Raw genomic sequence first — 24,814 nt, forward strand, 5'->3', positions numbered from 1 at the left:
GGAATAATTTTAAAATTATACACAGAGCATAAAATACTCCAAATAAATTTACACAATTACTTAGACAGGGCGTATTTATACAATTTTTCAAAGAAAAAAATTATACCTAATGTATTTCCATCCAATTATTACCAGCTCTAATCTCGGTAATAATTGGTACATCCATATTGGTAGAATTTTCCATAATTTGCTTGATGATCGGCATTATTGTTTCTACTTCATCTATTGGTGCTTCAAATAATAGCTCATCATGAATTTGCAGAACCAATCTAGTTTTAAGTTTATGCCTCTCTATTTCTCTATCAAGTAGGGTCATCGCTATTTTGATTATATCGGCATTAGTTCCTTGAATCGGGGCATTAATAGCGGCACGCTCGGCAAATTGCTTAAGTCTTTTATCATTAATTAGTGGCACAAAACATTTACGTCCAAAAAAATCAGTAACATATCCATTTGCTTGAGCAAAGCTTTTAGTCGCTTCCATATATTCCTGCACGCCCTTATATTCAGCAAAATATTTTTTGATATATTCGGCAGCTTCGGTATTACTAACATTTAGCTGCTTTGCAAGCCCAAAAGCACTTATTCCGTAAATAATACCAAAATTTATAGCTTTTGCTTTACGTCTATGTTCGCTAGCTAATTCGTCCTTTTGTAAATTGAAGATTTGACAAGCAGTTTGGGTATGTATATCGTCTTTATTAATAAATGCTTGTTTTAAAGCCTTTATATCTGCGATATGGCTTAATATTCTAAGCTCTATTTGCGAGTAATCCGCTGATATTAATTTATAGCCTTGCTCTGCAACAAAAGCTTGTCTAATTTTATTCCCTTCCCCTGATCTAATAGGCACGTTTTGCACATTAGGCTCTTGTGAGCTAAGCCTGCCTGTGGTAGTGGAAGTTTGCAAAAAAGTCGTATGAATTCTGCGGGTTATATTATCTATTTGCTTTGGCAAACTATCGGTATAAGTATTTTTTAGCTTAGTAAGTTGACGCCATCTTAGCAATAAATCAGCAATGGGATAACCTTGCTCGCTAAGCTTTTCAAGTATCTCAGCACCGGTTGAATAGGAATTTGCTTTAGCAGAAGTTTTACCGAATGGTAATTGCATTTTCTCAAATAAAATTTCTCCTAGTTGTTTTGGTGAACCAATATTGAACTTCGTACCACTTAAAGCAAAAATTTCTTCTTCAAGCTTTAAGATTTCAGCTCCAAATTCGCTAGATAACTGATTTAAATAATTTGCATCTACTTTTATGCCGGCTTTTTCCATTTTATCTATTACAAAGCACACAGGTAAATCGATTTCTTTATAAATTCTAAAAGCCTTGTTATTCTTAAGTTCTACGATACTCTGCTCGTAAAGATTAGCAAAATCCGTTACTATTTTTGCTGATTCTTCTATCGAGGCTTCTTTTTCTACAGCTTCAAATAGATTTTTCTGTGGAAGACCTGCGGATAGTGCATAATTCATTAGCTCTAAATCCTCGATTGCTGTAATTTGCTGTGCCCTACTAGCATAAAATTTCAGCAGAGGTTTTAGTGAGTAGGTGATTTTTTTTATTGACTGGTCAGTCAGCAAACTAAAAATAATATCTATAAACCATTCATTATCAGCCTTAGAATTATAAGAAAAAAGATCATTACTTTCATTTGAGACTTTAATAATATAAGCTTGATTTTTTAAGGATAAAATAAATGCAATATTAGCTCCTTTATTTTGCAACAAATATATTCCGAATATTCCTGCTTTTTCAGCCTTTTCAGCGAAAGCTTCCAGCTCAGCTTTATTACCAATCTCTTTTATCTCTACATCTTTTTCTTCTATTACTTCTTTATGTTCACTAATTTTAATATTAAATAAATTCTCTGCTCTTTTATATAAGGATTTAAAGCCATATTCGTGTAAAAACTCTGTTAATTTATGATGATCAGGTGGCGACCATTCTAGAGCATTTAAGTTAAAATCTAGATCAACATTATAATCAAGCCCGATTAGTTGCCATGAAATCAGAGCAGCCTCCTTTGAGTTTTGTAGTGTGTCACGTTGTTTTATGCTTGAAACTTGCTCTAGGGAATTAAAAATATTATCAACTGTACCAAATTGCGTGATAAGATTACTCGCTGTTTTCGGTCCTATTGACGGCACACCTGGAATGTTATCGGACTTATCACCAATTAAAGCCATCACCTCACGTAATTTATCAGAAGTGACACCAAATTTTTCAACAACATTATCTTCAGTAATATATTTAGCTTTTAAAGGGTCATATATTTTTACGCTGTCATTCATTAGCTGCAACAAGTCTTTATCAGAAGATATAACTACTACTTCTTCTCCAAGTGAAGCTGTTTTAGCTGCAAAAGTTGCTATGATATCATCAGCTTCAAAGCCATTTTTTTCTAAAATTGGGAAGTTTAAATTTCTTGCAACATCACGCACTAATGGTAATTGTGCAATCAAATCCTCAGGCGGTGGTGGGCGATTAGCTTTATATTCAGGATAAATTTCATGACGGAAATTTTTACCACCACTGTCAAATACTACTGCTGCATGTTTCGGCTTAAAATCGTTAAGCAGCTTTAGCAGCATTGAGGTAAAGCCGTAAAGAGCCCCTACAGGCTCACCTTTTGGAGACGTTAAAGGCTGTTGTGCATGATAAGCTCTAAAAACAAATCCGTATCCGTCTATAAGCAGTAAAGTATTTTTCTTGGTCATTTTGTATGAGAATTAAAGATAAATGATAATATAATAATGAATTAAAACGCTGATTTCAATTTAAGAATTTTACTCCTCCTTTTTTTAATCTCTGCTATATTCTGTATAATTACTTTTTAGCAGAAATGTATTATGTTTAAATTATTAAATCCTCATTATTTTGATAAATTGTCAAAAATAACAATTCCTATATTGACAATATTGACTTTTCTAATGTCGGCTATTGGGCTTTATTTAGGGCTACTAACCTCCCCACCTGATTATCAACAAGGCGAATTCGTACGTATTATGTATGTTCATGTACCTGCTTCTTGGATGGCACTCGCTATTTATGTTTTTATGGCAGCGTGTAGCTTTAGCTATTTGGTATGGAAAACTACTATGTCATATTTGCTTGCGGTAGCTGCTAGCTATATTGGTGCTACTTTCACCTTAATTAGCTTAGTAACGGGCAGCATATGGGGCAAACCTATATGGGGAGTATGGTGGGTATGGGATGCTCGGCTTACTTCAATGTTAATATTATTTCTACTATATTTAAGCTACATTATAATAGTTAACAGTGCAGAAGATATAAGAAAAGCTCAAAATCCTGCTTCTATTATTGCCCTTATTGGACTTATTAACATACCAATAATAAAATTTTCGGTAAATCTTTGGTATAGCCTGCACCAACCAGCCAGCGTTTTAAGATTAGGATCACCAACCATCCACTCATCAATGCTAAAACCTTTAATGATAATGTTTGTAAGTTTTATATTATATTTTTTGTTAATATTATTTTTAAGAACCTCTATATTAATCAACAAAATTAAAAGTAAATAAAAAAATGACCTACGTTGTAACTGATGAATGCGTGAAATGTAAATATACTGATTGTGTTGAAGTATGTCCGGTAGATTGTTTTTATGAGGGTGAGTTCATGCTAGTTATCAATCCAGATGAATGTATAGATTGCGGGGTATGCGTGCCTGACTGCCCAATAGATGCAATAAAGCCTGAAACACCAGAATTAATTGAGTGGGTAGAGCGAGCAAAACATTTTATAGAACATGAAAAATGGCCAGTTATTACTAAGAAAAAACCCGCCTTGCCTGATGCCGATAAATTCAAAGATGAAAAAGATAAATTTAATAAATATATTGCTGTATAAAAGAGCTAATTATCTATTTGTGTCTATTTTGTCACAAACTTATCTAAACTTATTGTTTTAATCTATTAATTTTATATATTAATCTAGCACTATTAATAATAGTATGTTATACTAGCCCTAAAGATAGCTTTTTATTAATTAATTCAAATTATTGAGGTACTAAAAATGAAAAAATTACTTTTAATAGCTGCTACAAGTGCAACAGTTTTATCTTCAGCCCTTTCATTCGCTGATTGTGGGAATGATAGCTGGTATTTAAGAGTAGATGCTGGTGCGGCAATGTTCAATAAAGAAAAGGACAGCCGAACTGGTCTTAAATTAAAATCTAATACTGCTTTTACTGGTGATATTGGTGTTGGTAACTATGTTGCAGAAAACTTCAGAGCTGACTTAACTTTAGGTACTACATTTAGTGGTAAATTAAAGAAGTCTGGCAATGTTAATGGAGCTAATATTTCAGCAAGCCATAAGCCTAATATCACACGTTTACTTATTAATGGTTACGTAGATTTATCTAACTTTGAAATGTTTGATGTTTTTGCTGGTGCCGGTATCGGTGCTTCAATGCTGAAAGAAAAAGTTTCATATTCTGGAATTAATAGTGTTTCTACTTCTTATTCAAGCAAAAACACAACTAACCTTGCTTACAAACTAACTTTAGGTGCTTCTTCACAAATTTCTGATGGAGTTAAAGCAGAGTTAGCTTATAGCTGGATAAGTGATGGTAAAACAAAAGGCGGAACTGTAAAAAACTTAGCAGGTCAAAATGTGCAAGCTAAAGGAACACGTTATCAAAGCCATAACATAACCGCAGGTTTAAGATTTAATATATAATTAAATAATAAGCAATATTTAATAGTTTCAAGTGGTAAAAATATATTTTCTATTACTTGAAACTATTTTTCATTAGATTAGGTAATAATCTTATCTAAATCTTAATTTTAATAACTAGTAAATAATTTAAGGAATATTAATAATATGAAAAAATTACTTTTAATAACAGCTGCAAGTACAGCTATTTTATCTTCAGCTGCAATATTTGCTGCTACTGATCCTTGCGAAGGAGTTGTAATGAATGCTCCTATGACTGATTCAGCTATGAATTCATCAATGCCAGCATCAGCTATGGAAAATCTATGGTACTTAAAAGTAGATGCTGGTGCTGTGATTTTTGATAGCCAAAAAGATAAGTTTACAGGAATAAAAATGAAGTCTAACACAGGCTTTACTGGCGAAATCGGAGCAGGTTACTATATTATGGATAATCTAAGGACTGATTTTACAGTTGGTTTAGTAACAAGTAATCATTTAAAAAAATCAGCAAATGATAAAGCTGATAATAGAGGTTCAGTAAAACATAGACCTAATATTGTAAGCTTCTTATTAAATGGTTATGTTGACGTAGTTGATTTAAATATGTTTAAAGTTTTTGCTGGTGCTGGTATCGGTGCTGCAATGGTGAAAGAAAAAATTTCATATACATATGCTGATGCTACTATTGGGAGTGGTAAGGTAAATGTTAAAAATAAAACAAATTTTGCTTATCAATTATCTTTAGGTACTTCATTTGAAGTTGCTCAAGGTGTAAAAGCTGAACTAGTTTATAGCTGGAGAGATTACGGTAAGACAAAAACTAAAACTATTACTAAAGGTAGTGATTCAGCAAGATTTGGTGGAACACGTTATAGAGGTAGTAACTTAATGGCTGGTCTAAGATTTGATATGTAATTTTTTACATCTTCAAACTACCTAAATCCAAGAAAAGAGTCTTTAGTTTTCTAAAGGCTCTTTTTTTTATATACTCGGTGTCTTTTTAGACGTCATTGCGAGTGCAGCGTGGCAATCTCAGGAAGTAATACAACATTTCTGAGATTGCGTACGTACAATTATTTCATAATTTCCTCGCAATGACGTTTTGGGATTATTGCATGAATCATTTCCACCCCTGTCATTCCTGCGTGAGGCTTGCTTGCGTGGATCATTCTCCCCTGTCATCCCGTGATTTATTCACGGGATCCAGTTAAAAATACTAATAAAATTAGTATTTTTAATTATTTTCTGGATCTAGTTCCCAAGCCACGGTATGACTACCTTAGGGCGTTTTTCGATCCACGCAACAATGCCATTACAGGATGACACAGTAGCCTTTGCTCATCCTCACAAACGGGAAGTTGCCACATGCTCCATCCCCGCCACGTCTCAATCACCTATATCCACTGTTGCTCTAATACTACTTACAAACTCCCCATTAAAAAACTTCTGCAATTTTCTCTTTATTAATTAGCCTATATATTATTTAATTAAATTAGTTACTAATTATTAAGGGTTTTGTATGAAGAAGCAGCACATAATAAACGAGATGTTTTTAGAGCCTGTCTTGAAATTAAGGTTTAGTCAATGTTTTAAGCATAAGTGTAATCATATTGATATAAATAATATGTTCAGAAGTTTTATAGTTATGCTCATAGTCTTTACTCATACGACGAAAATTATTGAGTCAGCCAAAAGTACGTTCAACTATCCAACGCTTGGGAATCACTTTAAACCCCACTTGATCAACAATTTTACGAGAAATTGTCAGTAATGCTCTTACAGTTAAAAAACACCAAATTTGTAATGCTCCAGCATAACCACTATCTGCAAAAAATTTGATAATACTAGGATATTTTGCTTTTGCCTTGATTATTACATTTTTAGTACCATCTCTGTCTTGTATACCTGCTGAATGTACTTCACATGATAATACTAAACCAAGTGTATCTGTAACTATATGGCGTTTCCTACCCTTAATCTTCTTGCCTGCATCATATCCTCTAGCTCCCCTTTTTGGGTAGTCTTAACAGACTGACTATCTATAATCCCTACAGTAGGAGTGGATTTCTTACTTTCTTTCTCCCTTACTTTTTGGACTAATCTATCATGTATTTCTTGCCATCTACCATTCTTACGCCAACGTAAATAATAGTCATATACTGTTTGCCATGGGGGAAAATCTTTAGGTAATAATCGCCACTGACAACTACTCCTCATTACGTAACGAATGCCATTAATTATATCTCTTATATTATGTTTACGTGACCGTCCTATCTTGCAAGGACCAACAAATGGAGCTAAATGTATCCTTTCTTCTTCCACTATATCACTGGGATACATATTCCTACTTTATTATTTTTTGACAATATAAATTATTTCTTATATCTTTTCAAGACAGGCTCTTAGACGCAATCTTAGCCAAAAAATTAGGTACTTCCTATACTCCTCCAAAAGAAATTAACGACCCTGATTTTGATGAAGCAGCCAAACATTTTATTAATCTGCTTGTTAGAGCTGATGGTTTCAAACCTGTCAAAACAGCGGTAGTTCATCCTATTGACAAAGAGTCGTTACTTGGTGCAGTTAGAGCGGCACAATTTGGTGTAATAACCCCCGTCTTGATTGGACCGCAGCATAAAATCGAAGCAGTAGCAAAAGTTAATAATGTCGATCTTGCTAATTATCAGGTTATTAATGTTGAGCATAGTCACGATGCGGCAAAAAAAGCTGTAGAGCTTGCAAAGAAAAGAGAAGTTGCTGCTATTATGAAAGGATCGCTGCATACTGACGAACTTATGTCAGTGGTAGTTCATAAAGAAAACGGCTTACGTACTGAACGCCGAATAAGTCATGCTTTCTTAATGGCAGTGGCTACTTTCCCTAAACCTTTTATCATTACCGATGCTGCTATTAATATCCGCCCTACTTTGGAAGACAAGCGTGATATAGTGCAGAATGCTATAGATTTGATGCATATCTTAAAAGAAGATAAGCAGGTTAGAGTCGCAGTATTATCAGCTGTTGAGACTGTTACTTCTGCAATCCCTACTACTCTTGATGCAGCTAGCCTATCTAAGATGGCAGATCGCGGACAAATCACCAATGCTATAGTGGATGGTCCTCTTGCTTTTGACAATGCTATATCTTTATTTGCAGCAGAGGCAAAAGGCATTAGCTCATCTGTTTCAGGGAATGCCGATATATTAGTAGTTCCAGACCTTGAGTCGGGTAATATGCTTGCAAAGCAGCTTAAATATTTAGGTCAAGCCGTTATGGCAGGTATCGTACTTGGAGCTAAAGTCCCAATTATCTTAACAAGTAGATCTGATCCTATGGATATGCGTGTGATTTCTTGCGTACTTGCTTCGTTTATTTATAACCATTCCAAAGCAAAATTACATGTACAGCATGTTCAAAAAGGTTGATACAAGTGAATTTTGTAGGACTTGCCTTTGTTCACGTATTTAAATACGCTCCGCAGGCTCGCCTTTAAATTCATCTTATCTAAACCTTTCTGAAATATGCTGTACAAAAAAAAGGTAGCAAATAATGAAAGATGTTATTTTAATAGCTAATGCCGGCTCGTCTAGTTTAAAAATCTCTATTTTTGAAGTTCAAGATAAAAAAATAAAAGATAAAATTTATAATATTTTTTTAGAAAAAAACGATACTAAAATAGTATTTCATATAAATAAGAAGCAAGAAGCTATCACCGAAATCACTGGCGATGCTATTTCAGCGATGATTGAGCTTTTTGAGAAGTGGTGGAAGAATCAAAAAGATTTACATTTGATTGCTACTGGTCATAGAATTGTCCATGGCGGGAAAAATTTTAATAAACCTGTTCTTGTTGATAAAAAAGTTAGTGAAAGCCTTAGAGAATTGATACCTTTAAGTCCACTACATCAACCTTATATAGTAAATTAAGTTGAGGTTTGAGTATAGGGATGATATATATAAAGGAAAATGCCAAGATCATATAGTCAAGATTTTAGAAAAAGAGTTATAGGATATGTAGAAAGAGGTAATAGCTGCAATAGCACTGCGATAAGATTTGAAATAGCAGCAAACACAGTAAGGAATTGGTATAAGAGATATAAGTCCGAAGGACATTATTTAGCAAGAAGAATAGGAGGCAAAAAAGGACGGGTAACAAGTCAAGATGTTGAGTTGTACGTGAGTTCTAATCCTAATTTCACATTATTAGAAATGGGTACGTATTTTAATATGAGTTCTGTGGGTGCGTATTATTGGTTAAAGCAACTAGGTTTTAGCTATAAAAAAAAGACTTTTCCTACTTGGAAGCAAGTCAAGAAAAGCGAGATAAGTACCAAGAGGTCATAATAAGATACACCAATAGAACATCTTGTATATATTGATGAAAGTGGTATTGAGATAAATATCTGCAAAGATAGAGGATGGGGCAAAAAAAGCGAAAAACTTATTGGTAAAAAAAGCGGTAAATATTACAACAGAACAAATATCATAGCTGGTTATGTTAATAAAGAGTGTATAGCACCGATGATATTTAATGGAACATGTAATAGACAATTATTTGAAAGTTGGGTTGGAGAATTTTTAATAAAAGAGCTAAAACCTGGACAAGTTGTAGTGATGGATAACGCTGCTTTCCATAAGTCTCAAAGGACCAAAGAACTAATAGAATCAGTAGGTTGTAGGATAATATTCTTACCACCTTACTCCCCTGATCTAAATCCAATAGAGAAATTTTGGGCCAATATGAAGCGATGGATTAAAGCTACAATTACTCAATTTGATCAATTATATAATGCTTTAATTCAATTCTTTAATACGCAAACTTCAACTTAATTTACCATAATCTAAAAGTATTAGATTTATTCTTACAAAAATACAAAACAGTCCATCATATAGCTTGTTTTGATACATCGTTTCACTTTACTAATCCACCAATCGCAAAAGCTTTCGGTTTGCCAAAAAAATATTATAATAAAGGTATTATCCGTTATGGCTTCCATGGCTTATCATATAAATATGTTAGCAGTCATTTTAAAGAATGACTAACGAATATTAGAATTCCCTATGACGAATATTAAAATTACCTATTTTTGAGTAAAAAATATTGTCTAGTGTATTATATTATTATCCTCCAATTTTATAGTTAATTTTTTTTCTTTTGCTGTAGCGATTCTATAACTTTCAGTATTCAGTTCAAGAATTGAAGAATGGTGAACCAATCTGTCAATGGCTGCTGATGTAGTCATTTCGTCTTTAAAAATGGAATTCCATTTTGCAAAAACTAAATTGCTAGTAATTAATACACTACGCATCTCATAACGTTCAGCTAATAAGGTAAATAAAACATCAGTTTCCTCACGATTATATGGTACATATGATATATCATCAATTATCAATATTTCAAAATAATCGAATTTTTTAATAATTTGCTTAAGTTTTAAACTAAGCTTTGCTTCTAGTAATTGTTGAACCAAATTAGCTGCTGTTGTATATAATACACGCCTACCGGCAAGACACCACTCACGTGCTAAACCTATACTAAGATGACTTTTGCCAGTACCAGGATTACCAAAAATAAGTATATTTTCATAGCGATCCATAAATTCTCCTTGTGCAAGATATTGGATCTTAGTTGACGATAATCCTGGGATACGCTTAATATCAAAGTTGCTTAATAACTTATCTCGAGAGAGTTTTGCTTGCTTTAGCAATCTGGCGATACGTTGCTGATGTCTATGTTCTAACTCACGTATGGCTAACTCTTGTAGATAATCTATATATGTTTTCTTTTCTTGCTCAAAGCTTTCTGCAACTGATTTATAGCATGATGCAAAAGTAGGTAAACAAAGGTTCTTGAGTAAATTATTTAGCGGTTGCGGAGTTATTATCTTTTTACTCATGCGACCTCCATTGTTTTAAAGCAATGTAATTGATCATATTCGGACAGTACTGGTTGATTAATTTTTACTGAACAAACAGTTTTAGTCTGACTATTTAGTAAATCTGTAATATGATCAATTATTGGTTCAATCTTCTCTTCTACTAGCATTTCTAATGCAGCAACTACATTCAATTCTCCATACATTTTTGCTAATTGTAATATTTTAAGATATATTTTATGCCCCTTATATGGATATATAGATATCAGCTGGTCATATACCTGACGAAATATAGCACGTGGAAATAAAGCTTCATAATATTGATATTGGGCAAATGCTCCAGGTTTACGTACTAAACTATCAATGATATGTCTATAATCAATAACATAGCCATTGCTGATTCTAAACATTTTTTGTAAACATTTGTTACCATAGTAAAGCTCTATTTCTTCAGAATAAATATAAGCTTTTAAAGTATAACCTATTAAGCGACTAGGCACAGAATAAGCTACAGATAAAATACTAACTGTACTGCTTGGGTTAACACGTACTGATAATATTGTAGGTGCATTCCATTTCCTGATTGGTAACTCTTTTAAATAAACTAATTCTTCAGCTAATTTTTCTTTTCTACAGCTATTGCGCTTTTCTTTAATTTGTGTAAGGAATAATTCATAAGCTTTTAAATCAACAAAATTACGTGATCCACGTAATAGCAAATGTTGATTCACTGCTTGCTTAAATGTATCATGACTTTTTTCAACAGAACCATTTTCATGACTGACACCGGGATTATTTCGCGATGGTGCAACATCGTAATAACCAAGCAATTCTTGCCATTTTTCTGTAAATTGTCTACTATTACCACATTGCTTGGTAGCTGCACTTAAATTATCTGTACGATGCTCTGGTAAAACTCCACCTAACTCCCATACAGCTTTTTCAAACCCTGATGCTAATGTATCAAAACTTTCACTATGGCATATGCTGAAAGTTTCCCAACATGAATAAGGCAATATAAAATGAAATAGTAAATGAGAATATGGTTTCCCATCAATACAAATACCTAATTGATTCATATTGGTCCAATCAGACTGGCTTTGTTTGCCAGGAAGAATATTTTGTAAAAAGATGACTGGCTTATCCTTACCATGTTCAGCTCTCCATTGTTTCAACCTTTTCTGCAAACAGCGTAATTGCTTTCCATTATAATTTCCATGATACTTTTCTGTCAAATATGCTAATATGGTAGTTGCTTGCAACTCCGGTGCTGATCCTAGCATTGATTCTATTTCATCCCAGTGCTTAACAAATGGATCCTTACGTGTCCTATATTTACGTACTGTTCGTAATTCGCTTGGATACTTATTAACACCTAAATATTTACGTGCTGTTTTTACACTCATACCTGCTTTTGCAGCAGAAATTATCTGATTATATTTTTTGATCTTTTGCATTAAAATACCTACTTGTTTATTTGTACATGTCATCAGTAATTCTCGAATAATAAATAAATCTTAAAAAGAAATTTTTATTCGATATTACTGTCCATAGTTACTTCTTTTTTATAGGTAATTTTAATGTTCGTTGAGGGTATTTCTAATATTCGTTAGTCAAAAGAAATGACTAAAAAAGATTTACCTGAAAAAACTATCATAGCTCATTTAGGAAGCGGTAGTAGTTTATGTGCTATTAAAAATGGTATAAGTTTAGCTAGTTCTATGGGGTTTAGCGTACTTGATGGCGTTATGATGGGAACTAGAACGGGTAGCCTTGACCCAGGAGTAGTGCTATATCTTATTGATCACGAAAAAATGACCACTTCAGAGATAACTGATTTGTTATATAAGAAATCGGGATTGCTTGGTATATCGGGCGAAGCTCCGACATGCGTACTTTGCTTGCAAGTAATAATCCTGATGCTAAGTTTGCAGTAGATTTATTTGTACATCGTATTGTGCTTGAAATAGGTAAATTAGCGGCAGCACTAGAAGGGCTTGATTGCTTAATATTTACTGCCGGTGTTGGGGAAAATTCTGCTATAATACGTGAGATGATTAGTGAAAAACTTTTATGGCTCGGTATTAAAATAGATGATACAAAAAATCAAAAAAACGAATATATAATAAGTACTGAAAACAGTAAGGTTAAAGTTTTCGCCTTACCTACAAATGAAGAACTGATCATCGCAGAAGAGGTAATGAGGTTTTTATAGCACATTATATGAATTTTTTAACTTTTTTGTAATATATCATAACTATTAACTTTTCTTAAAATCTAGAATATACAACTATAGGTATATTTCAACTTATATTTTTGGAGGAAGCTATGGTAGAAAAATTCGATGCAAAAAAAGCAGGAAAGGCGATACAAGATATTAAAAATGAAAAGGTAAATCCATTTTTTAATAAAACAACAGGTAGTAAAACTATACATCTTCAGAACAAAAATCTACAATACCAAATGCACTTAAGAACAAAGCAAAAAAGGGTTATGAACAAGCATTAAAAATAGAAGCAAAAGAAACTGGTGTTAAACTAGACAAAGATACGATGAGACGTTTAGATAAAATAAAAGATCGATATACAAAAGCTACCAAAAAAGATGATTTTAATAAATATCAAAGCGATCAAGCGTATGCAAAAAATCAGCAAGCTCATAAGGATTTTGTTAGCGGAAAAACAGCTGCTGCTAGAAAGCAGAGAAGAGACGATTATCATGGAAGATAAAATATAATTCATTTGCATTTGTTAGCACTATAGACTAAACTAACTACCAATGTCTATATTACACGCTACTATCTTAACTGTTTTTCCTGAAATGTTTCCTGGAACTTTAGGGCATTCTTTAGCTGGGCAAGCTCTGCAAAAAAATATCTGGTCGTATGACGTTGTTAATATTCGTGATTTTGGTCTGACTAAGCATAAAAATGTTGACGATGAAGCTTATGGCGGTGGTGATGGGCTGATAATGCGTCCTGATGTGCTTGGTAATGCGATAGATTACGCCTTATCCTTAAATCCAAAAGCTAAAATTTACTACCCCTCACCTCGTGGTAAAGTCTTTACTCAAAGCTTTGCTAAAGAGATGTTGAGAGATATACAGCTAAATTCAGAAAGCTTTAGACAAGGTGAATTTAAGGAAGAGCCTGCGGAGTGCATAATAATACGTGAGCAAAGGCGAATGCCGCAAAATTTGCTTGTATCAAGTTTGCTGAATGACGCTGTAAACATTATATTCTTGTGTGGACGTTACGAAGGGATTGACGAACGTGTAATTGAAGAGTATAATATAACCGAAATTAGTGTTGGTGACTACATTTTATCCGGCGGGGAAATACCCACTCTCACCATTCTTGATTGCTTAATTAGGCTGCTGCCTGGGGTTTTAATGAACCAAAAAACCCTTTCTTCTGAGTCTTTTGAGAAAGACGGGGAGTTTGAGGGAGGACTTGAATGCGGCTTATATACAAGACCTGATGTTTGGCGTAACCGAAAAGTGCCGAGTGTTTTATTATCCGGTAATCATAAATTGATTAATGAATGGAAAAAAGAACAATCGCTTATGATTACAAAATTACGTCGTCCGGGATTATTAAAAGATTTAAGAGACAAGGAAAGGAGTTAACAAATGAATATTATTGACCGCTTTGAACAGGAAAATATTTCAAAGCTTATTGAAAATAAAAAAATTCCTGATTTCAAAGCTGGTGATACAGTTAAAGTTACCGTAAAAATAGTTGATAGATCAGTTGAGAAAGATGGTAAAGAAAAGCTAACTGAAAGATTCCAAGCTTATGAGGGTGTGGTTATTGCTAAAAGAAATCGTGGCATTACCTCTTCGTTTTTAGTGCGTAAAATTAGCCATGGTGAGGGTGTTGAGAGACGCTTCATGACTTATTCACCAGTAGTACATGCTATTGATGTAGTAAAATATGGCGTTGTTCGTCGTGCTAAACTTTACTATTTAAGAGAGAGAAGTGGTAAATCAGCGAGAATCAAAGAAAGACACATGCATATTGCTAAAACACCTAAAGCTAAAGTAGCCAAGGCTTAAGTTTTTTCTGTCGTCATCCCCCCTGTTACCACGCGGCGGTATTGTTGTGTGGCTTCAATGTAATTCCGTTGATCACAGGAATCCAGAAAAAAAAGCATAAATACAGCAAATTTTTTAAATTAAAAGCTCTATTTATCTCGCTTTATACTGGATTCCTGCTTTTAGCTAAGAATGACATATTAAGACATTTTCCGATCCATGCGGGCAATGCCCCCGTGACTTGGGAATTAGGTCCAGCTAAAAAATGCTAATTTATAGCATTTTTATTATTTTTTCTGGATTGCCACGCTCGCTTCAACCGCATAGCCCATAACGTGTTTTTTTAATTGTCCGGTACTAATTATTAATCAAGAATTTTGCAATAAAATTAATTGCTTGATTATCTTTGTATATTCTTTGATGTTTTTGTTCTATTATTAGGGGTGTTAGACGGGTGCAAATTGCCAAGTCTATTGATAGCTTGGCTATGCTGTTGTACTTTTTTTGCTCCGGCAGTTGCTATTGATCTAGTAACTTTAGCAGTTTCTAAGAAAATTTGTTGTGGAGTTTGTAACTGATCAATTTGACTATAATGATTTTTAAGAAATTCTTTTTTTACCTTTGCATCAACTCCCTTTAAATCAACATATGATTTATATAATTCTTTTAATTGTGCTTTAGATTCTGCCATTTGTTTATCAGAAGATTTTTTAGAAAGAGATTTGATAGAATCAGTGAAAATACTACCTATTTTTTTAAGAGTATTAATAGCAGGTGTTGTTATTTTCTTTATTCCATCATAAATTTTACTTAAAGTATTAGCTACAATATCTAATAGCTTTGGCTCCTGTTCTTTAGGTATGTCAGGAGTATTTGCTATTATATCTCTCATATCATATAGTTTAGTAGTAAAGTCCATTAAAGGTATTTTTGTTTCCTCTTCATTTACTTGTTTAGTTGCTCTACTAGCTATTTTAGCTTGCCTATCTAAACTATCAGCAATAATTGATTTAGTCTGCTGAAAAGTTAAATTTTTGGGGTTCTTTACTACGGGCTTTTTAGGTCTATCTTCTTTTAATCTTGTCAGCCTATCACGTAATTCTTGATTAGGTCTATCATTAAGCTCTTTACTTTTATTTTCTAATTTAATTTCAGATTTTATTTGCTCTATTAACTTATCTGCTTCACTACTAGGCTTTTTGGATTGCACATAAGGCTTATCTTGTAACCTAGCAAGTCTTGCTTCTAATTCATCTAATGATGGAACGTTATCCCTATCTTGTAATTTTCTTAATCTTGATTCTAGATCTGATATATCAAATGAAGCCATAAATTACCTAACAAATATTAATTTCTCTGATATACTAGCATATTATATATGGTATAGTCAATTCCTATACATATAAAATTATTAGTAGAAATTAATATAACTTTTGGTATTAAGGGTGTTACTGTTAATAGTACCGGACAGCCTCAAAGCCTTATTCAGGTGTAGGTGACCTTATATGTCATTCCCACGCAACAATGCCATGCGGGAATGACACTGCACGCATTATTTGATCCATGCAACACCAACAATTTTTTTGAAATTTACCGAGTATACTTATCCAGTACGTCAGACATGATTTTGCGGGCGATGGGAGCAGCAGCTTTACTTCCGCCGCCTCCATGATCGACAAAAACAGTAATAGAGTAGCGAGGATTATGATAAGGGGCAAAACCTACAAATAAAGCATGATTCCGTCGCTCCCAAGCGATAGAATCACGGCTAAGATCATCGTTAGCATTTGCTTTGCCTTGCACTTGAGAAGTGCCTGTTTTACCAGCAAGTTGTCTATCTTCCCCAAGTATCCTATTATAATAAGCAGTTCCGCCTGCAACATTAACTGCGTTATATAAGCTTTCCTGCACTATTTTAATATTTTCAGGGTTAATATCAATATTTTGGAATTCCAGATCGTTTTTCACTATTCTTGGTGTATATAATTTTCCTGTGCTTGCAATAGCTGTAATAAACCTTGCAAGCTGGATGGGCGTAACACCTAAATAACCTTGTCCGATTGCTAAATTAAAAGTATCACCTATTGACCAAGGAAGCTTTAGTTTTTTCTTTTTCCATTCCTTTGAGGGTACAAATCCTGAACTTTCAGGGGCTAAATCAATACCGGTTTTTGAGCCTAGTCCAAATTTTCTAGCAACTTCAAGGATTTTATCAGGTCCTACTATCCTAGATATCTCATACATGTAAGTATTACAAGAATGTTTAAGGGCAGATGACATATCAAGAGTACCATGACCAGTATTCTTCCAGCATCTAAAACTATTAGTACCAAGTACAGAAGTACCGCTGCAAAAAAAAGTTTTGTTTGGCTTAATGCCTGCTTCTAATGCTGCAAGTATGGTAATTATTTTAAAAACAGATCCAGGTGGATAAGAATTCTGCACTACTTTATTTATTAAAGGCTTATAAGGATCGTTAGTGAGACTTTGCCAATAACTCTCGGATAATTTACTAAAATTATTTGACTCAAACGCAGGTGAAGAAGTACAAATTAACACATTACCGTTTTCAGTATCCATAACTATTGCGGAAGAACCTTGAGGATTTAGATATTCTTGTATTTTTTGTTGAAGGTTTACATCGATATTCAAATGAATATCATTGCCTGATTTACTGGAAACGCCTGAAATCTCTCTTACTTGTTTACCATAAGCATTAACTTCAACTTTTTTATAACCGAATTCCCCTCGCAATTTATCATCATAATATTTTTCGATCCCAGATTTACCTATATTAAAATCACTTAAATTATATACGTTCAATCCTTGTTTTTCCTGTTCATTTATCTGCCCGAGATAACCGATTAGGTGAGAAGTCACATTTGAAAAAGGATAGGATCTCAAATATCCTATATCGATAAATATATTAGTTAATTTATGTTTTTGCTCTTCAATTAAAGATACTTGTTGCCAATCAAGTTGATCAAGTATCATCAAAGGCACGTGACGGCTAGATTTCTTAATTTTTTGCTGGATATAATTATATTTTTCTTCGGATAAGTTTAAAACATTACTAACTATTTCTAACTCATTTTTGTAATTATTATTAACACTTCGATCTATTAATAGCTGATAACATGGCTTATTAGTAGCTAGAATATTGTTTTCCAAATCATAAATTCTACCTCTGCTAGGAGGTAGGACAACAAAATTAATACGGTTTTTATCTGATAGCGTTTTGTATTCTTCGCTTTTTATAAGCTGCAAATAAAACATCCGCATTCCAAGTAAAGATAAAAGCCCAAGTTTACTTGCTCCAATTATAAAAGCACGACGCGAGATTAGCTCATTATGTAATATTTTTTTGTTTAGCATGCTTTTTAAAATAACTTAGAGGAGAGTCAAATATAAGACGAATTAAATTATAAGAAAATATAGTTGTTAAATATTGAAACAAAATTGTTAAATATCCATCTATTTCTAACTTTTTCATTGTTACAAGGAAATATTTAAAGTTCAAGATAAATAAACAGTAAACACAAAATACGATGAAGTTTATTAAATAATTTTTTACCGCAAAAAATTTTGAAGATAATTTTAAAATTATATAAGCTGATAAAAAAACTAAAGAATTTGTCCCAATAGGCATAGAGTTTATTTGATCGAGTAGTAATCCTATCAAAAATATTCCGAGCATATTTAAGGAATATAAAGTCATAAAATAATAAATAAATATGATTTCTATTGCAGGAAAAATTCTGCTTTTAATGCCAATTTTATAAGCAAATTCAGGAAATAATATCATAAAAAAACATAATAACGCAAATAGTAATTTTAATACTATTTGTACAGTGTTGTTTAATATTTCTTGTTTTATTTTGAACATATTAATAAATTTAATTTTGTGGCTTCTATAGCTTAATGCGATAAGGTAATGACTTTTTCAAGAGCATAGTAAACCGCATCAAAAAAGTGCTCAAAATTATAAACAGTTTTTCTTATTTCGTTCTTGATTTTAAACCAGTAATGCTCAATAGGATTTAAATCAGGAGAGTAAGTTGGTAAAAATAAAATACTGCAACCAACAGATTCAATTAACGTTTTCACTTTTGTACTTTTATGAAAATTAATATTATCCATTACTACTATCTGACCAGGCTTTAACTCTTTGATCAATATCTCTTGTACATAAGTTTCAAAAATGTCCTTATTACATGTCCCATCAAATATTATTGGGGCAATAATATCTTTGGCAGACACCCCAGCAATCATACTAATCCGTGATTTATGTTGATAGACCCTTTCACCATAACATCTTTGACCGATAATGCTCCACCCGTGTTCTCTACAGCTATTATCTTCTATCCCAGATTCATCGATAAATACTAAATCTTGTTTGTCTATAGTTTTTAGTTTCAATATAAACTCATTCCTTAGACCAACATCTCTTTTGGGATGAAGAAAAGTTTTTTTTATAACTATAACCTAATTTATTAAGCAATCTTGATATCGTACTTGCAGATACTTTTTGACTCCAGTTGTTAGCTAGTTCCATGGTGGTTTTATCAAAATTTAATTCTATAAATTTTTTAAATCCTTCTATGTCTCTTATTATTCTACGATGTCCTGTATGATAACCACTTTTTGCTTTGATATCGCCGGTTTGTTTCTTTAATTTTTTCCATTCTATTATAGTCTTCCTACTAATAGAGTATATCTCAGAAGTCTCTTTTATTGTTTTACCATCTGTTAAACTTTTTATTACTCGTATTCTTAAATCGTATGAATATGCCTTTGCCATAAGTTTTTCATTTAGTATAATCTAACTCATACTCTAAGTCACTATCTTATCGCATTAAGCTATAGATTGTCATTGCGAGGAAAAGCTGTAAGTTTTGACAAAGCAATCTCAGGATTTTATTATTATTTCATGAGATTGCCACGTCAAGGCTAGGTCTTTCCTTGCAATGACGATGCACTTATCCAATGACATCAGTAAGCGAAGAGACAATCGGCATATCCAAATCGTATTTCTCTATCAACTCCAAAACAAGCTTTATCTCCTCTCTTCCTTCCACTAGCTCTTTATATTCTTGTAAAAATTTCTGTTTGTCTTTACTTACGCCAAACTCGTAACCAAACTTTGTATTACGTGAGCCCATCGAGTAGCAAGTAAGCACTAAATCACCAACCACACCAGCTTCTAGCAAAATATTCATATTATTTTTTATGCCACCTAGAGCTTTAGACAATATCGCTATTTCTTTTAAGGCAGATACAATTAGGGTTGCTTTTGCATTCTCACCCTGCTCCTTTGCCATATCAGTGCCGCTTTTAATGGCAAAAATATTTTTTAAAGCACCTGCTACTTGTAATGTTATAACGTCATTAGTAGTACTAATAATGAAAGCTTCTGAAGATAGATTATAAGATATTTTATTTGCTAAAGCTATATCTAAGCTTGCAATAGTTGCAGAAGCAAGTAAGCCCTTTGCTAGCTCTTTTGCTAAATTCGGACCAGATAAGAATGCTATAGGATTATTTGGTAATAAAGTTTTAAGCCTATCAAAAAACAATTCCGTAGGATTACGTGCAAAACCTTTTGTAGTAATTAGAAGAATATTATCGTTTGAGATATGAGTTTTTAATAATTTTATTGCATCATCAAAAACATAAGACGGTACTGCAATAATAATTAGCTCAAAATCCTTAATTTTATCTAGATTAGTGGTAGCTTGTAGATTAGACGGTAGTTTGATATTGCCTAAATATTTCGTGTTGGTTTTCTTATATATTATTTCCTTTGCTATTTCTTCATCACGCAGAAATAAGGTAACATCCTTGCAAACTCTTGCTGCTATGGTTGCAAGGCTCGTGCCAAAGCTCCCCCTCCATATACCGCAATATTTTTAAACTTGTTCATGTTTTTACGTCTTTTACTTGAAGGGAATTAATAGCTGATAAAAATTCAGAGTCATTTTATAATAAAAAACTACTATTCAATATGTTCAACACTTCCTAAAGGAGGTATACCTAGACATTCTTCATTTTGCAATATAAATGACTTTATAAGATCATAATCGTATCCCAACCAATTTTCACAACAATATTCATCCGTAAAGCTTTTAGCTTTCTCTACAAAACCATGTAAATTCCTAATTACTAAATTAGTATTTGTTATAGGGGGATTGCAAAATCTATAGTTACTTCCATCATGAGTAAATTGTATTTTTGCTGCTAAGTCTAACCTTAATTTATTTATAGCTAGGTCATTCCCAGTTTGCTCAAAGCCTGTACCATGTGCAATATTAATAAAATTCGCTTTACTATGTGTACAGAAATTATTAAATATTGTATCCGCATTAATAGAAATATCTTCTAAATGTGAACAGTAATTATTCAATATTATAGGTTTATTTTTAATCCAAGTTTCTTTTTGAATAATAAGTTCGTGTAGATTTTCCTGATTACTTATAGTAATTTCTGATTTCAAAGTAATTTGAGTAACACTACAATAATCTCTAAACTCAACCCAATCTTTCCAACCTTTATTCCAAATACTAACTATACCAGCCTTAATTTGAATAATAATTCCATTATCATAAGAAATCCTAGTATAATTTAAATCTTGATTATTATTATAGGTAATTTTAAAACCATCCGCAGGTATAGTAACCTCTTTAGTTTCAACTTTAAACTTTTCTGCAAAGTTATTACAAATAATTCCTTTATTATTAGTTTCAATGTTAACATCATTACTGCCATCATTATAAAAAATTTTAGTACGGCTCAAACTACTACCTTTACTATTATCGTTAATAATTGTAATATTATTACCTGGTATAAAAGCAGATTTAAATGTAAACGTATATTGAAAATCATTAATGGTTATAGGACCTAAACCATCGTTAGACTTATTATCAGAACTAGTTATTATTAACCTACTCATATCTTAACCTATTTTTAATCAGTTGGTAGAATTAACATACATATATTGAAATTAATGATCAATTATTAATTTCATTTATTTTGGGCGTTTTAGCCTGAGGTGGAAATACTGGATGTTTTATGCTGTGTGGATGGAATTCTTTCGTCATTGCGAGGATAGGCAAAACTAAGGGCGTGGCAATCTCATAAAACAGTTAATACTCCTGAGATTGCCACGCTCACTTTGTTCGCTTGCAATGACGATTTAGCACGGCTTACTTATTTAATAAATTCATCATAGTTTTGCCGATATCCGCAGGTGATCTTGTGATAGTTACGCCGGCACTTTGTAGAGCTTCGAGCTTATCTTCAGCACTACCTTTTCCGCCAGCAATAATAGCACCAGCATGCCCCATTCTTTTACCTGGAGGAGCTGTAATACCTGCTATAAAGCTTACTATAGGTTTCTTGATTTTTGAATGCTTGATAAAATCAGCCGCATTTTCTTCAGCATCACCACCAATTTCACCAATCATAATAATTGCTTTTGTTTCGTCATCTTGTAAAAACATATCAACGCAATCTACAAAATTAGTACCATTAACAGGGTCTCCACCAATACCAACGCATGTGGATTGTCCAAGCCCTACAGCTGTTGTTTGTGCTACCGCTTCATAAGTTAAAGTACCTGATCTTGAAACAATACCTATAGAACCTTTTCTATGAATATGCCCTGGCATAATACCAATCTTACATTCATCAGGAGTTATAATTCCTGGGCAATTAGGACCGATTAATCTTGTCCTAGAGCCGCTTAAAGCACGTTTTACTCTGACCATATCAAGCACCGGAATTCCTTCAGTGATACATACAACTATTTCAATTCCCGCATCAATTGCCTCTAATATTGAATCAGCTGCAAAGGGAGGTGGAACATAAATAACACTAGCATTAGCACCAGTTTTTTCTTTTGCTTCATGCACAGTGTTATATATTGGTAAGTCTAGGTGGGTCTTACCACCTTTACCTGGTGTCACCCCTCCTACCATTTTAGTACCATAAGCTATTGCTTGCTCAGAGTGAAAAGTACCTTGTGAACCTGTAAAACCTTGACAGATTACTTTGGTTTTTTTGTTAACTAATATTGCCATCTTTAATAACTTTTAAATTTATTGTATTCAGTTTTAATACTACTTATACTCCAAGAATTGAATTTTATTTTGATAGGCGAGTGAGCGGAGCGTACACGTAGTACGTGAGCATCACGAATCCTTGATAAAATGAAAGAGCAATTCATGAAATATAAGTAGTATTACCTTATAGCCTCAACTATCTTACTAGCCGCATCAGCTAAATCATGAGCAGGTATTATTTCTAAACCTGAATTGGATAAAATCTCTTTACCTTTCTCAACATTTGTACCAGCTAAACGAACTACTAACGGCACTTTTATACCTATATCTTTTGCGGCTGCGATAATTCCTTCTGCTATGATATCACAACGCATGATACCGCCGAAAATATTAACTAAAATGCCTTTTACTTCTTTATCAGATAAAATTATTTTTAAAGCCTCTTTCACACGCTCACGATCAGCTCCGCCCCCAACATCTAGGAAATTTGCTGGTGTTGCACCATAAAGCTTAATAATATCCATTGTTGCCATAGCGAGTCCTGCCCCGTTTACCATACAGCCAATACTACCATCCATTTTTACATAGCTAAGACCAGCATCAGCTGCTCTTGTTTCTAACGGATCTTCCTCATCCTGATCACGTAGAGCCATAATTTCAGGATGCTTAAATAGACCATTATCATCAAAGGTAAATTTTGCATCTAATGCTAATAAATTGCCCTCACGATTTACAATTAGCGGATTGATTTCAATTTGAGCTGCATCTGTTTCAATAAAAGCCTTATAAGTTGCTTTTACTATTTCTTTCATTTGTTTCACTTGCTGGTCTTTAAACCCTAATTCATATGCTATTCCTTGAGCATGAAAGTTTTGCAAGCCGGTAGCTGGATCAACTGAGAATTTTATAATTTTTTCAGGAGTTTTTTCTGCAACTTCTTCTATATCAACACCGCCCTCCGTAGAAGCTATAAAGGTGATACAGCTAGCTGATCTATCAAATACGACACTAAAATAATATTCCTTTAAAATATCACAACCTGATTCAATATAAAGACGATTTACTTTCTGCCCTTGTGGTCCTGTTTGGTGTGTGACTAAATTAATACCGAACATATCATGAGCAACTTTTTTTGCTTCCTCTTTACTCTTAACAACCTTAACACCGCCGGCTTTACCTCTACCACCAGCATGTATTTGTGCCTTAACTACATAAACCTTTGTATTTAGCTCATCAATCGCTGCATTAATGCTTTCAGTTTTCGTAACCACTACCCCAACTGAAGTAGGCACACCGTATTTTCTTAAAATCTCTTTTGCTTGATATTCGTGAATATTCATAAATAATTTATTTAAATAATTAAAACATAGTATAGTGATTAATCTTCAGACTGTAAAGAAGAGACGTCTAAATCAAAATTATTTTCTTCCATTACTGCCATACTAATTGCCTCATCTACATCAATTGGTCCATTTCCAGCATTATATTTGCCTTGCCCAAAAAAAATCTAAAATATTTTTACTCATTCCACATCCTCTTAAGTACATTATCTTTTCTAATAAAATGATGATAAAACGCAGCTAGTATATGAAGAATAATCAGAGCAGTAAATAATAAAGCTGCTTTTTGGTGGATTTTTTTGCAGATTTTGGCGAATTGTAAATCTTGGGCAAAAGATTGTATAGTAAACAAGCCGTAAAAATCTATATGATGGTTTGATAAGATAGTCATAAAAAAGCCGCTTATCGGCATTAATATCATTAAAAGATATAAGAGATTTATGTTAATAGTGGCGGCTTTCTTTTGCCAGTTTGGTAAATCAGCAGGTAGCAAGACATTAGGGTTATAGAATTTCCATAGAAGCCTTAATATAACTAGAGTTAAAATTAGCACTCCGGTTGCTTCATGCAAGCCAAATATTTGCCATTTTAAAGGCGGCTCTATGTAATCATCCATTAAAAAGCCGGCAATGAGCATAGCTATAACTATAATACTTATAATCCAGTGGAATAGTTTAGCAATCAACCCGTAAGAATTTTTAGTATTCGTAAGTAGCATAATTGTACTCTATTTATATTATAAGGTCATTGCGAGGAGCGTAGCGACGCGGCAATCTCGTGAAGTAGTATAAAATTCCTGAGATTGCTTCGTCAAA

The 24,814-nt window shown here is 33.1% G+C and carries 23 protein-coding genes and 4 pseudogenes; 13 read left to right on the forward strand and 14 right to left on the reverse strand.

Annotation, left to right across the window (positions count from 1 at the left end; translation table 11 throughout):
* Positions 1 to 106: 106 nt before the first annotated feature.
* Entirely contained in the window at positions 107 to 2,722 is a 2,616-nt protein-coding gene (gene polA / locus ACICQC_RS08590) for a DNA polymerase I (RefSeq protein ID WP_395476701.1), read from the reverse strand.
* A 132-nt stretch (positions 2,723 to 2,854) separates the two neighbouring features.
* Here polA and ACICQC_RS08595 point away from each other — a divergent pair, with 132 nt between their 5' ends.
* The 4 genes from ACICQC_RS08595 to ACICQC_RS08610 all read left to right on the forward strand — a co-directional run bounded on the left by ACICQC_RS08595 (position 2,855) and on the right by ACICQC_RS08610 (position 5,603).
* A complete protein-coding gene (locus ACICQC_RS08595; protein ID WP_395476702.1) occupies positions 2,855 to 3,547 on the forward strand; it encodes a heme ABC transporter permease in 693 nt (230 codons plus the stop codon).
* Between the two features lie 4 nt (positions 3,548 to 3,551).
* Positions 3,552 to 3,875, forward strand: a complete 324-nt coding sequence (fdxA, locus tag ACICQC_RS08600; RefSeq protein ID WP_395476703.1) for a ferredoxin FdxA — start codon at positions 3,552 to 3,554, stop codon at positions 3,873 to 3,875.
* A gap of 165 nt (positions 3,876 to 4,040) precedes the next feature.
* Positions 4,041 to 4,709, forward strand: a complete 669-nt coding sequence (locus tag ACICQC_RS08605; RefSeq protein ID WP_395476704.1) for an outer membrane protein — start codon at positions 4,041 to 4,043, stop codon at positions 4,707 to 4,709.
* 144 nt (positions 4,710 to 4,853) lie between these two features.
* Entirely contained in the window at positions 4,854 to 5,603 is a 750-nt protein-coding gene (locus ACICQC_RS08610; RefSeq protein ID WP_395476705.1) for an outer membrane protein, read from the forward strand.
* Between the two features lie 769 nt (positions 5,604 to 6,372).
* On the opposite strand, the gene ACICQC_RS08620 is transcribed toward ACICQC_RS08610, so the two are convergent.
* Positions 6,373 to 6,666, reverse strand: a complete 294-nt coding sequence (locus ACICQC_RS08620; RefSeq protein ID WP_395477695.1) for a transposase — start codon at positions 6,664 to 6,666, stop codon at positions 6,373 to 6,375.
* Entirely contained in the window at positions 6,642 to 7,028 is a 387-nt protein-coding gene (locus ACICQC_RS08625) for a transposase (protein WP_395476706.1), read from the reverse strand. Before ACICQC_RS08625 ends, ACICQC_RS08620 begins: the two co-directional genes overlap by 25 nt.
* A 41-nt stretch (positions 7,029 to 7,069) precedes the next feature.
* Here ACICQC_RS08625 and ACICQC_RS08630 point away from each other — a divergent pair, with 41 nt between their 5' ends.
* From ACICQC_RS08630 to ACICQC_RS08655, 5 genes and pseudogenes are all read left to right on the forward strand, one after another.
* The gene (locus ACICQC_RS08630) at positions 7,070 to 8,113 is read left to right on the forward strand and encodes a phosphate acetyltransferase (protein ID WP_395477696.1); all 1,044 of its coding nucleotides are present in this window, start codon (positions 7,070 to 7,072) and stop codon (positions 8,111 to 8,113) included.
* Positions 8,114 to 8,237: 124 nt separating this feature from the next.
* Positions 8,238 to 8,603 (forward strand): annotated as a pseudogene (locus tag ACICQC_RS08640) (acetate kinase); the annotation flags it as partial.
* A gap of 51 nt (positions 8,604 to 8,654) precedes the next feature.
* On the forward strand, positions 8,655 to 9,032 hold the full coding sequence (locus ACICQC_RS08645) for an IS630 transposase-related protein (RefSeq protein WP_395476240.1): 378 nt from the start codon (positions 8,655 to 8,657) through the stop codon (positions 9,030 to 9,032).
* 57 nt (positions 9,033 to 9,089) lie between these two features.
* Positions 9,090 to 9,518 (forward strand): IS630 family transposase, encoded by a 429-nt coding sequence (locus tag ACICQC_RS08650; protein ID WP_395477699.1) that lies wholly within the window; start codon positions 9,090 to 9,092, stop codon positions 9,516 to 9,518.
* 5 nt (positions 9,519 to 9,523) lie between these two features.
* Positions 9,524 to 9,724 (forward strand): annotated as a pseudogene (locus ACICQC_RS08655) (acetate kinase); the annotation flags it as partial.
* 69 nt (positions 9,725 to 9,793) lie between these two features.
* Here ACICQC_RS08655 and istB read toward each other — a convergent pair.
* Entirely contained in the window at positions 9,794 to 10,585 is a 792-nt protein-coding gene (gene istB / locus ACICQC_RS08660) for an IS21-like element helper ATPase IstB (protein WP_395476338.1), read from the reverse strand.
* A complete protein-coding gene (gene istA / locus ACICQC_RS08665) occupies positions 10,582 to 12,054 on the reverse strand; it encodes an IS21 family transposase (protein ID WP_395476339.1) in 1,473 nt (490 codons plus the stop codon). The genes istB and istA overlap by 4 nt, the downstream gene beginning before the upstream one ends.
* 126 nt (positions 12,055 to 12,180) lie before the next feature.
* On the opposite strand from istA, the pseudogene ACICQC_RS08670 reads away from it, so the two are divergent.
* The 4 genes and pseudogenes from ACICQC_RS08670 to rplS all read left to right on the forward strand — a co-directional run.
* A pseudogene (locus tag ACICQC_RS08670) lies at positions 12,181 to 12,779 on the forward strand (acetate kinase); the annotation flags it as partial.
* Between the two features lie 337 nt (positions 12,780 to 13,116).
* A complete protein-coding gene (locus ACICQC_RS08675; RefSeq protein ID WP_395476707.1) occupies positions 13,117 to 13,293 on the forward strand; it encodes a hypothetical protein in 177 nt (58 codons plus the stop codon).
* Positions 13,294 to 13,384: 91 nt separating this feature from the next.
* Positions 13,385 to 14,191, forward strand: coding sequence for a tRNA (guanine(37)-N(1))-methyltransferase (locus ACICQC_RS08680; RefSeq protein ID WP_395477700.1), 807 nt, complete (start codon positions 13,385 to 13,387; stop codon positions 14,189 to 14,191).
* A gap of 3 nt (positions 14,192 to 14,194) precedes the next feature.
* Positions 14,195 to 14,620 (forward strand): 50S ribosomal protein L19, encoded by a 426-nt coding sequence (gene rplS / locus ACICQC_RS08685; protein ID WP_395476708.1) that lies wholly within the window; start codon positions 14,195 to 14,197, stop codon positions 14,618 to 14,620.
* Positions 14,621 to 14,999: 379 nt separating this feature from the next.
* Here rplS and ACICQC_RS08690 read toward each other — a convergent pair whose 3' ends face one another.
* From ACICQC_RS08690 to ACICQC_RS08730, 9 genes and pseudogenes are all read right to left on the reverse strand, one after another.
* The gene (locus ACICQC_RS08690; RefSeq protein ID WP_395476709.1) at positions 15,000 to 15,929 is read right to left on the reverse strand and encodes a hypothetical protein; all 930 of its coding nucleotides are present in this window, start codon (positions 15,927 to 15,929) and stop codon (positions 15,000 to 15,002) included.
* Positions 15,930 to 16,189: 260 nt separating this feature from the next.
* Positions 16,190 to 17,974, reverse strand: coding sequence for a penicillin-binding protein 2 (gene mrdA, locus ACICQC_RS08695; RefSeq protein ID WP_395476710.1), 1,785 nt, complete (start codon positions 17,972 to 17,974; stop codon positions 16,190 to 16,192).
* Positions 17,949 to 18,485 carry a hypothetical protein gene (locus ACICQC_RS08700; protein WP_395476711.1) on the reverse strand — a complete coding sequence of 179 codons (537 nt, stop codon included), beginning with the start codon at positions 18,483 to 18,485 and terminating at the stop codon, positions 17,949 to 17,951. Before ACICQC_RS08700 ends, mrdA begins: the two co-directional genes overlap by 26 nt.
* A 32-nt stretch (positions 18,486 to 18,517) precedes the next feature.
* A protein-coding gene (locus tag ACICQC_RS08705; protein ID WP_395476712.1) for an IS630 family transposase occupies positions 18,518 to 19,400 on the reverse strand; the annotation gives its coding sequence in 2 pieces (ribosomal slippage) (positions 18,518 to 19,072 and positions 19,074 to 19,400; 882 coding nt in all).
* A gap of 178 nt (positions 19,401 to 19,578) precedes the next feature.
* Positions 19,579 to 20,522, reverse strand: a pseudogene (locus tag ACICQC_RS08710) (NAD(P)H-dependent glycerol-3-phosphate dehydrogenase).
* Positions 20,523 to 20,594: 72 nt separating this feature from the next.
* The gene (locus ACICQC_RS08715; RefSeq protein WP_395476713.1) at positions 20,595 to 21,548 is read right to left on the reverse strand and encodes a hypothetical protein; all 954 of its coding nucleotides are present in this window, start codon (positions 21,546 to 21,548) and stop codon (positions 20,595 to 20,597) included.
* A 253-nt stretch (positions 21,549 to 21,801) separates the two neighbouring features.
* Entirely contained in the window at positions 21,802 to 22,677 is an 876-nt protein-coding gene (gene sucD / locus ACICQC_RS08720) for a succinate--CoA ligase subunit alpha (RefSeq protein WP_395476714.1), read from the reverse strand.
* 161 nt (positions 22,678 to 22,838) lie between these two features.
* A complete protein-coding gene (sucC, locus tag ACICQC_RS08725) occupies positions 22,839 to 23,999 on the reverse strand; it encodes an ADP-forming succinate--CoA ligase subunit beta (RefSeq protein WP_395476715.1) in 1,161 nt (386 codons plus the stop codon).
* A gap of 178 nt (positions 24,000 to 24,177) precedes the next feature.
* Positions 24,178 to 24,717, reverse strand: a complete 540-nt coding sequence (locus ACICQC_RS08730; protein ID WP_395476716.1) for a cytochrome b — start codon at positions 24,715 to 24,717, stop codon at positions 24,178 to 24,180.
* Between the last annotated feature and the right edge of the window lie 97 nt (positions 24,718 to 24,814).

Origin of the sequence: Rickettsia endosymbiont of Pantilius tunicatus, assembly GCF_964291875.1 — a bacterium.
Taxonomy (GTDB): domain Bacteria; phylum Pseudomonadota; class Alphaproteobacteria; order Rickettsiales; family Rickettsiaceae; genus Rickettsia.